The sequence below is a fragment of the Lysobacter sp. Soil_C_15 genome, from assembly GCF_057657315.1.
Map to the genome: position 1 here is coordinate 137,755 of NZ_JBDGIR010000005.1, position 9,328 is coordinate 147,082.

A 9,328-nucleotide genomic window follows, 5' to 3' on the forward strand; every position below is an offset into this window, starting at 1 on the left:
ACTCCATTGGACTAGTAGTTAAGTGGCTCTCGAAAGAGCAGTCCAATTGCTACGGCGTGTATGAGTTGGCCAGATCGTTGCCCTGAAAAAACGGGCCGCAATCGCGGCCCGTTCTCTTGAGTCGAACGTTCGCCCGGCTTACTCGACGAACTTCCCCGCCCCCACATCGAACCACGGCGTGCATACCTGCTGCGTCTCGACGCCGGCTTCGCCGGCGACCCAGATCGTGCCTTGGCCGGTCTTGGTCGGCATGCGCAATTGCTTCTCGTCGAACGCCGCCACGGCGACGCACCAACGCACGCGGTGCGGGGTCTGGACGCCATCGAAGCGGTAGACGAACTGGTCGGCGTGTTCGCCGCCGGCCTTCAGTTCCAGAGCCAGCCCGGCGTGGCCGAGCGGGTCCATCGGGCTGGCGGCGGAGGCCGGCGCCGGGGCATGCAGCAGGGTGATGCCGCCGTCCTGGGTTTCCACCCGCGGCGCGCCGATCGGGCCGGGGTTGTAGACGGTGCCGGCGCGGTCGCCGTAGCTGCCGCGGTCGAACACGGCCAGGGCGCGGTCGGCGCTGCCGTTGCGCAGGCGGTAGCGCACCAGCAGGGTGTTGCTGGCGGCGGTGTACTGGAACTCGGCGTGCAGGCTCACGTCCTGGCCGTCCTGCACGCGCAGGCGGGTGTCGGCGGTGGCGGCAGTGGATGCGGGTTGGGCGTTCATTGGGGTGTCTTCTGCAGGATGCGGTAGGCCATGCGCGCAGGCCGCGGCGGACAGGGCGGTCAGCACGGCGGCGGCGGCGAGCGCGCGTCGGGTGCGGGCGGCGGTGGTGCGGGTCGCGGTCATCTAGCGGCTCTCGGCATGGGTCGATTCACGGTAAGGCCAGGGCGTGTCGCGCCGGCGCGAAGGCCGGCGCCTGCGCTCAGCGGCGCATGCCGCCGGCGCTTTGGGTCGGCTCGGCCTGGGTCTGCTGGGCTTGCGCCTGCGCGGCCTGCTCCTGGCGGTCGGCGGCGTGCATGGCCTCGTGGCGCAGCTCCTGGCCGGCGGCTTGCCCGGCGAGTTGGCGGGTGGCGTCGCGGGCGGCGTTGCGGTCGCCGGATTCCATCGCCTGCAACAACGCGTCCAGGTGGGCGTGGTTGTGGTTGTGCCCGCCGTTGCCGCCGGCGCCGGTCGCGCTGGGGTTGCCCGGGGCGGAGAACGCGCTCTTGGCGTCGACGCTGTAGTTCTGCCGGCGCGCCAGGCCCATCTCGTCGCGCATGCCGTTCTCGGTCAGGTTGGCGGGGTTGGTCTTGGTGTCGGGCGTGGCCGCGTTGCGGTCGAAGTCGAAGGCGACGCCGCTGTTGTCCAGGCCCACCGCCTGGCGTTCGAAGTTGCGCACGCTGCCCGAGTCCGGGCCGGTGCCGCTGTACACGCCCTGCTGCAGGGTGCCGCCGGTGATGTTGTAGGCGTGCGACATCTCGTGGTGCAGGACCACGGTCGGGGTTTCGAAGAAGTCGCTGTGGAAGGACGGGTTGTAGCTGATCACCGAGTCCATGCCGGCGCCGCGGGTGGTGACGCCGGTGGTCGGGTCGGTCTGCAGGAAGGCGTCGTTGGTCAGCGAGGGGCCGGCGTAGCCGTTCATCTCGTTGCTCAGCTCGGTGATGCTGACGCTGTGGCCGGTGCCGGTGAACGCGTTGGCGTTGCGGTCCAGCTCGGCCAACATCTCGCGGCCGTTGTTGGACGAGCGCAGCATGTCCAGGTCGGCCTCGACCCGCTGGCGGAACGCGTCCGACGAGCCGGCGGCGACGGTGACGCTGGCGCCGACATGGGTCGTCATGTCGACTTCGACCTGGGTGTTGCGTGCGCCGCGGGTGGCGGTGACGGTGTCTTCGCCGCTCTGGCCGTAGACGGTGTCGCGGCCGGCGCGGTTGTCGACGGTGTCGGCGCCGGCGCCGGTGTAGATGCGGTCGTTGCCCTGGCCGCCGCGCAGCACGTCGGCGTCCTGGCCGCCGGACAGGATGTCGTTGCCCTGGCCGCCCTCGAGGGTGTCGGCGCCGCGGCCGCCTTCGATGTAGTCGCGGCCCTGGCCGCCGCGCAGGATGTCATCGCCGTCGCCGCCGTAGACCACGTCGTTGCCGGCGCCGGCGTCGATGGTGTCGTTGCCGGTGTTGCCGAACACGTCGTCGCGGCCGCGGCCGGTGTTGATGACGTCGTCGCCGGCGCCGCCGTCGACGCGGTCGCGTCCGCGCCCGGTGGTGATGGTGTCGTTGCCGTCGCCGCCCTGCACGTCCATGTTGACGCGCACGTTGGAGGCGGCGTGGATGACGTCGTTGCCGTCGCCGCCGCGCACGCCGAGCTGCTGCTGCGCGGCGAGGGTGATCTCGAACGGCTGGCCGTTGATGGTGACGTCGAGCACGCCGTTGCCGCGCTGGCTGACCCGCACGTTGTCGTCGCCGGCGCCGCTGTTGATGACCAGGGTGTCGGCGAACTGGTCGCCGCCGGTCACCTGCTCGCGGCTGATGACGATGTCGCCCTGGCGGAACAGTTCCTGCGAGACGATGCCCTTGCCGTCGGGCGTGCTGCGCGAGGTGTCGGCGGCGGGGCTGCCGGGCGGAACGGTGCCGCCGTTGATGACGATCGGGGTGGGGCCGGCCATAAAGCGCTCTCCTTGGCGTTGCAGTGGCTGACGGTGAAAGGCGCGCGCGGCGCAGCCGTGTTCCTGCCGCGCGTCCTGGTGGGCCGCCCTGGACGGGCGACGTGTGTGCCGACTATAGGGCGGGCCGCGGCGGCGTAGGAACCCGGGTCGTCCCCCGCCCGTGCCTGCGGCCGCCCCGCCGGTCGGCGAAGCCGCGCTCGGCTGCGGCCGGTGGCCGCGAAATCGGGAGCGCAGTCACAGGAACGGGCTGGGTCGCACGGTCCGGCCACGGTGTGCGGGGTTTTCTAGAGCGTTTGTTCATGTTTCGGCCGCTGCGCTGGGGTGGGCGCTCTGGTCGATATCGCTACAGTCGTTGGGCTGGGGATCGGATCGGCAGGATGGTGTCGTTGTCGCTCACTACCGTCGCGACGCGGGACGGGCGTGGTTCCGCAGCGGCGTTGCGCGTCGAATGGGCGCAACTTCTGGTTGCCGTTGTGGGCGTTTCCAACTTGGCGTAGGCTCGAATTCAAGGGCTCAGCCTTGGGCTCAGGCCGGTTCGCCCGGCATTCGCCGGTGGTTCCGGCGTATTGCGATGGCTTGCCAGGGAGGCATGGATGCGCGGTGTGTTTCGCTATTTGTGTGGGTTGTCGGTGTTGGGCGTTTGCGCTTGTGGTCCGGGGCCGCAGGCCGACGAGCTGGCCACCCGGTATCACCGCAACCCGGCGCCGAAGCGGCCGTACCGGATCGAGCTGAAGATCGCGGATGCGCCAGGGCCGTTCGCCAAGGCCGAGGGCTTCGTCGGCCTCGAAGCGCCGAACTGCACCTACATCCCCGACCGGATCGCGGGCGCGACATCGAGACCGTCGATCGATCTGCCGATGACCTTTTCCAAGGTCGACGAATCCACCTTCGTGGCGACGGTCTATGCCGATGCGATGCTGGATGAGGACTATCAGTTGGGCGATGGCGTCTGCCACTGGGAACTGCGAAGCGTGAACGCCTGGGTCATGGCGACGGGGGCCAAGACTGATATCCATTACGTCGTCAATTTGGTGGGCGACGAGATAGGTGCGCGCAAGCCGCTAACCAACTATTACGTCAAGGACGAATACCCGGGCGACGATCCGGAGGGGGATTCCGACCACGGCAATCAAGACCGCAATTGGTTCAGGTCGGAGTTCCAGAACCAATTGTTCGCCATCAGCATTACGGCCGAGGCCGCGACGCTGTGAGCGTCCTGACAGATCGCGTTGCAGCGCCGGAAGCCGTTCAAGTAACGAATCGTCGATGCATCGCTACTTTGGGTTGCCGTTGTTGCTGTTTCATACCTGCCGTAAGCTCTGCCGTAACAGATCCGAGCCGGATCGTCGCGCGCTGACCGCCGACGTTCCACGTTCCATAACCGTCTTGCCATGGAGGCATCGATGCGCGGTGTGTTTCGCAGCTTTTGCCTTCTGCTGGCGATGAGTACTTCCGCCTGTAGCGCCCCCGAGGCCACCATGAACGCCGAAACCCCCACCTCCGACTCCGCGCCGTCGACGGCCGAGCTGGAAGCCAAGTACAAACGCAACCCGGCGCCGAAGCAGGCATACCGGATCGAGCTGAAGGTGGCGGATGCGCCGGGTCCGCTTACCGCGATCGAGGGATATGTCGATTACGAGGCGCCGGACTGTGTCTACACTCCGGATCCCATTGCCGGCGTGCCGATGACGCCCTCGTACAGCCTGCCGATCCAGTACGCCAAAGTCGATGACGATACATACGTCGGCACAGTCTATGCCGATGCGATGCTCGACGAAGACTATCTCGGGCGAGGTGTGTGCCACTGGCAGCTGACGAACCTGAACGCAATGTTGAGAGCCACCGGCGCCGAAACAGATACCCGCTATGTCGCCAACTTGAAAGGCAGCGAAATGCGGGCGGAGAAGGCGCGTACCAATTTTTACACCGACACCGCATACCCGGGCAGCGAACCTTCCGATATCCCCAATTTCGGCAACGTGGATCGCAGTAGGTTCAGGCCTGACCTGCAAGACCAACTGTTCACCATCACTCTGACACCAAAGGCAGGGACGCCATGAGCCTCAACAGCCAGCAGTACGCCGCGCTCGCCAGCGACTCTTACAAGGTACGCCCCATAGGCAGAGAGTTCGAGCTCGACGGTGTGGCGTACAAAGCGCTCAAACACGTCGACAAACCATCCGGGTATCAGGGCACGATTTATCAGCGGGTGGATACGGGCGAGATCATCGTTGCCCATCGCGGCACCGAGTTCGATCGGGAGCCGTTCAAGGATGGTCTTACCGATGCCGGCATGGCCCTGGCCCGCACCAACGCCCAGGCCAAGGACGCGATCGCGCTGACTCGCGATGCGATCAAGGAAGCGCGAAAGCTCGGCGCCGAAGATCCGCCGGTGCGCGAAGTCAGCGTAACCGGCCACTCCCTTGGCGGCACCCTGGCACAAATCACCGCGCACCACTTCGACCTGCGCGGCGAAACCTTCAACGCCTACGGCGCGGTCAGCCTGGGTTACCGCATCCCCGAGGGCGGCAATCGGGTCACCAACCATGTCATGGCCGGCGACCCGGTCAGCGCGGCCAGCGATCACTACGGCCAGGTCAAGGTTTACGCCACCGCGCAGGAAATCAAGGCGATGCAGGACAGCGGTTACGAGAACAACCGCAACACCTTGTTTGATGCGCGCGCGTCCGGGGTGGCGGCCAAGAAGATGGTTGGCACCTCGCACAGCATGAACAACTTCCTCAATGTCGACGCCCACGACAGGCCGGACCGTTCCGTGCTCGGCGACCCCCAGGCGCAACGCCTGGCGCAGCAGTACGACCCGATGATCGACAAGTACCGCAACGACATCGAGAACCTGCGCCGCGGTATCACCAACACCTTCCGCGATCCGCTCGGCCGGGCCGGCGACCTGATCGACGAGATCCGCGGGCCGGCCAAGCCGGGCGAGCCGGGACGCAAGGAGCAACGTCACGAGGCGCCGGCGTGGCCGGACCGCAATGCCTCGCCGTGGCAACCGGCGCCTTATGGCCCGGGCCTGCAGGACTACCTCCATCCGGGCAAGACGCCGACCGTGAGCCCCGGCTTCCCGATGCGCGCGACCAGTTCGCTCGACGACAACCCCTCGGCCTTCGTCGACCGCATGCTGGCCGCCTCGCAGCACGGCGACCGCGACGCGTTCCGGCAGATGACCCAGCAGGCCGCGGCGGCCACGCCGGGCCGCGAGTTGCGCAACGATGCGGTGGCGACGGTCGATCGCCAGGAACAGGCCCTGGCCCAGCAGGCGATGCAGCAGCAGGCCAACGAGCAGGCCGCGCCGAGCCGCCAGGGGCCGCGCATGGTGTGACCGGCGTCGCCGGCGTGCACGCGCGCCGGGTTCCCTAGAATATCCGCTCGGCACGAGGCCGCTTTGGAGAGCGCTGGCATGCAACAGGACGAGTTGATGGCGCTGATCAGCAAGACCGCGGTCTTGATGGAGCAGTTCGAACGCCGCTGCGAGGAAATCGAGAAACAGCAGCGCGCCGTGTATCAGCAACTGCAGCATCTGGCGCAGCAGGTGCCGGGCGTGGTGCGCCAATCCGCCGACGAAAGCCTGCGCAACCTGCCGGGCGCGGTGATCGGCAAGGTCGAGGGCGGCTTGTCGCAACCGGTCGGCGCTTACGAAAAGCGCCTGCAAGAGGCCGGCGCCCTGCTGCAGGAGGGCTCGCAAGGCCTGGCCGCGCAGATCAAACGCATGGAATGGCTGCACAAGCAGCTGGTGTGGAAGGTGGTCGGCGCGGCGCTCGGCAGCGTGCTGTTGCTGTTGGCCGGCGGCGGCTGGCTGCTGTGGCAGTACCGCGCCGACATCAACGAAAACCGGATCACCGCCGAGCTGTTGCGCGCCTACAACCAGGCCGATGTGACCTTGTGCGGCGGGCGCCTGTGCGCGAACGTCGACATGAAGGCCAAGCCCTACGGCGACGACAAGCGGTACCGGCCGGTGCAGGCGCGGCAATAAGCGGCGCCGCCGGCATCGTCGCTGCCGCTGCGGCGATGAGTCCGGCGGCCGATGCGACACCGGCCCCTCGGCCGAATTCGCCGTAGTTGCGATTTCGCGGTCGCGGCTCACGCCGCTCCTAAAAGGGCTCATGTAGGAGCGGCGTGAGCCGCGACCACCGAAGCGGTCGACGCAAGCGCCGCGTCCGAAGCCGAGACATTCACAGCGCCCCTTCGTCACGCAGATCCGTCGCCTCCGGAAAACAAGCCGCGCCAACGGGCGACCCGTAGCGTCCGACTGGCGGGTCCGCGCGGCTCCATACCGGCCGCCGCGGTCCGCTCGCGGTTCCGTTGCCTGCCGGCGCGACAAAGCCGTCGAAACCGCAGCTCCCCATTCGTCGATGAGAAGAACCGCGCCGATCCCGGCGCGGCCTCATCTCCCGGGAGCCCGTCATGCGCAAGATCGTCGCCGCACTGCAAATTTCCCTGGACGGCTACATCGAGGGCCCGCAGGCCGAACTGGATTGGATCGACAGCTGGGAGGACCGTTTCGGCCTGCTCGACCGGGTCGACACCTTCCTGCTCGGCGCACGCATGTACCCGGCCTACGAGGCCTATTGGAGCGCGATCCAGGCCGATCCCGGCGCGGTGCTGCCCTTCGTCGGCCGGCCCGCCCTGCCGTTCGAGATCGACTACGCGCGCATCGCCGCGACCACCCCCCACGTGGTGCTGTCGCGCACCCTGACCTCGGTCGGCTGGGCGCACACCCGGATCGTGCGCGAGTTGGACGCGCTGCGCGCGCTCAAGACCCAGCCCGGCCGCGACCTGCACGCGGTCGGCGGCGCCGCCTTCATCGCCAGCCTGCTCAACGCCGGCCTGGTCGACGAGCTGTGCCTGGTCGTGCACCCGGTGCTGCTGGGCGCGGGCAAGCCGCTGTTTCACGGGCTGGAGGAGCGGCATGCATTGCAGCTGGCCGGAGCGGTGCCGCTGGGCGAGGGGCTAGTGCGGCTGTCGTACACGCTGCGTCGCTGAGCCGCTATCGGTGCGCGAAGCCCAGGCTGCCGGACGCTGGGGCGCTGAAGGCTGGGCCAAGCGGGCCGCCCGTCGCGCCCGATCACGCACAGTCCACGTTGCTGCAATGCACAATAATGACCCCATGAGCGCCCCCCTCCCTGCCTCCGCCCCGCTGCCGCCGCGCCGGGTGGCCCTGATCCTATTCGCCCTGGCCATGGGCGGTTTCGCCATCGGCACCAGCGAATTCGTGGTGATGGGTCTGATCACCGAGATCGCCCGCGCGATGGCGGTGACCGAGCCGCAGGTCGGCCACGTCATCAGCGCCTATGCGCTGGGCGTGGTGGTCGGCGCGCCGGCGCTGGCCTTGCTCGGCGGGCGCCTGTCGCGACGCAGCCTGCTGCTGGCGCTGATGGGCTTCTACGCGGTCGGCAACCTGGCCAGCGCGCTGGCGCCGGGCTACCTGAGCCTGATGCTGGCGCGCTTCGTCGCCGGCCTGCCGCACGGCGCCTATTTCGGCATCGCCGCCTTGGTCGCGGCGCGGATCAGCCCGCCCGAACAGCGCGGCACCGCGGTCGGGCGGGTCATGCTGGGGCTGTCGGTGGCCTTGCTGATCGGCAATCCGCTGGCGACCTGGCTCGGCCAGGCCTTCGGCTGGCGCTGGGCCTTCGCCCTGGTGTCGCTGATCGCGCTGGCGACGGTGGCGATGACCGCGCAGGCGCTGCCGCGCGGCATGAACGCGCCGCGCCCGGATGCGATGCGCGAGCTGCGCGATTTCAACCGCAAGCCGGTGTGGCTGGCGCTGGGCATCGGCGCGATCGGCTTCGCCGGCATGTTCTGCGTTTTCAGCTATCTGGCGCCGACCCTGGTTCACGTCACCGGGGTGCGCGAATCCTTCATTCCGTTCGGCCTGATCGCGTTCGGCATCGGCGGCATTCTCGGCACCCTCGGCGGCGGCTGGTTGTTCGACCGCTTCCAGTTCCGCGGCGCGGCGCTGGTGCTGGTGTGGTCGGTGCTGATCCTGCTGCTGTTCCCGCTGGCCGCGCGCTCGGTCTGGACCGTGCTGCCGGCGGTGCTGGCGGTGGGCACGATGGGCGCGCTGGCGACGGTGCTGCAGGCGCATCTGATGGACGTCGCCGCCGAGGCGCAGACCTTGGCCGCGGCATCGAACCACTCGGCCTTCAACATGGCCAACGCGCTCGGCCCCTGGTTGGGCGGCATGGCGATCACCGCCGGTTACGGCTGGACCTCGACCGGCGTGGTCGGCGCGCTGACCGCGCTCGGCGGCCTGGCGATCTACGCCTGGGCGCGGGCGGACCTGCGCGCGTCGGAGACGGCGGCGCTGGAAGGTTCGGGCGAGGCGGGGTGAGATCGGGTTCCATCTGGCTTCGGTAGGGACGCTTGCGTGCACCGCTGCGGTGGTCGCGGCTCACGCCGCTCCTACAAGGGGCGCTTATGTAGCAGCGGCGTGAGCCGCGACAGCCGATGCGGTGGAATACCCACGTTGGTATCCGAAGCCGGGTTGTCAGGGATCTTTCGAAATGACAGCGCTCATGGGGCCGGGCTTCGGCTGGCGCGCTTGCGTACACCGCTGCGGAGGTCGCGGCTCACGCCGCTCCTACAAGGGGGCTTATGTAGCAGCGGCGTGAGCCGCGACAGCCGATGCGGTGGAATACCACGTTGGCGCCCGAAGCGGGGCTATCCGGGGGGAATGACCGCCCG

Annotated in this window: 8 protein-coding genes; 6 read left to right on the forward strand and 2 right to left on the reverse strand. The window is 68.4% G+C overall.

From position 1 onward, the window contains the following. Positions 1-138: 138 nt before the first annotated feature. Both AC3A57_RS13390 and AC3A57_RS13395 read right to left on the reverse strand, forming a co-directional pair. Positions 139-831, reverse strand: a complete 693-nt coding sequence (locus AC3A57_RS13390; protein WP_487579352.1) for a hypothetical protein — start codon at positions 829-831, stop codon at positions 139-141. A 76-nt stretch (positions 832-907) separates the two neighbouring features. Next, positions 908-2,620, reverse strand: coding sequence for a M91 family zinc metallopeptidase (locus AC3A57_RS13395; RefSeq protein WP_487579353.1), 1,713 nt, complete (start codon positions 2,618-2,620; stop codon positions 908-910). 593 nt (positions 2,621-3,213) lie between these two features. Between AC3A57_RS13395 and AC3A57_RS13400 the strand changes: the two genes are divergently transcribed. From AC3A57_RS13400 to AC3A57_RS13425, 6 genes are all read left to right on the forward strand, one after another. Next, positions 3,214-3,831, forward strand: coding sequence for a hypothetical protein (locus tag AC3A57_RS13400; protein ID WP_487579354.1), 618 nt, complete (start codon positions 3,214-3,216; stop codon positions 3,829-3,831). Positions 3,832-4,098: 267 nt separating this feature from the next. Continuing rightward, positions 4,099-4,680, forward strand: a complete 582-nt coding sequence (locus AC3A57_RS13405) for a hypothetical protein (RefSeq protein WP_487579355.1) — start codon at positions 4,099-4,101, stop codon at positions 4,678-4,680. Continuing rightward, entirely contained in the window at positions 4,677-5,966 is a 1,290-nt protein-coding gene (locus tag AC3A57_RS13410; RefSeq protein WP_487579356.1) for a Tle-like phospholipase domain-containing protein, read from the forward strand. Before AC3A57_RS13405 ends, AC3A57_RS13410 begins: the two co-directional genes overlap by 4 nt. Positions 5,967-6,044: 78 nt before the next feature. Further along, positions 6,045-6,617 (forward strand): relaxation protein, encoded by a 573-nt coding sequence (locus AC3A57_RS13415; RefSeq protein WP_487579357.1) that lies wholly within the window; start codon positions 6,045-6,047, stop codon positions 6,615-6,617. A 431-nt stretch (positions 6,618-7,048) separates the two neighbouring features. After that, positions 7,049-7,627 (forward strand): dihydrofolate reductase family protein, encoded by a 579-nt coding sequence (locus AC3A57_RS13420; RefSeq protein ID WP_487579358.1) that lies wholly within the window; start codon positions 7,049-7,051, stop codon positions 7,625-7,627. Positions 7,628-7,751: 124 nt separating this feature from the next. Further along, positions 7,752-8,975, forward strand: a complete 1,224-nt coding sequence (locus AC3A57_RS13425; protein ID WP_487579359.1) for an MFS transporter — start codon at positions 7,752-7,754, stop codon at positions 8,973-8,975. The last annotated feature ends 353 nt before the right edge of the window (positions 8,976-9,328 follow it).

Excerpts from the sequence above, each read along its gene's own strand:
- AC3A57_RS13390 (WP_487579352.1), bottom strand. The coding sequence starts at position 831 with ATGACCGCGACCCGCACCACCGCCGCCCGCACCCGACGCGCGCTCGCC.
- AC3A57_RS13395 (WP_487579353.1), bottom strand. The coding sequence starts at position 2,620 with ATGGCCGGCCCCACCCCGATCGTCATCAACGGCGGCACCGTTCCGCCC.
- AC3A57_RS13400 (WP_487579354.1), top strand. The coding sequence starts at position 3,214 with ATGCGCGGTGTGTTTCGCTATTTGTGTGGGTTGTCGGTGTTGGGCGTT.
- AC3A57_RS13405 (WP_487579355.1), top strand. The coding sequence starts at position 4,099 with ATGAACGCCGAAACCCCCACCTCCGACTCCGCGCCGTCGACGGCCGAG.
- AC3A57_RS13410 (WP_487579356.1), top strand. The coding sequence starts at position 4,677 with ATGAGCCTCAACAGCCAGCAGTACGCCGCGCTCGCCAGCGACTCTTAC.
- AC3A57_RS13415 (WP_487579357.1), top strand. The coding sequence starts at position 6,045 with ATGCAACAGGACGAGTTGATGGCGCTGATCAGCAAGACCGCGGTCTTG.
- AC3A57_RS13420 (WP_487579358.1), top strand. The coding sequence starts at position 7,049 with ATGCGCAAGATCGTCGCCGCACTGCAAATTTCCCTGGACGGCTACATC.
- AC3A57_RS13425 (WP_487579359.1), top strand. The coding sequence starts at position 7,752 with ATGAGCGCCCCCCTCCCTGCCTCCGCCCCGCTGCCGCCGCGCCGGGTG.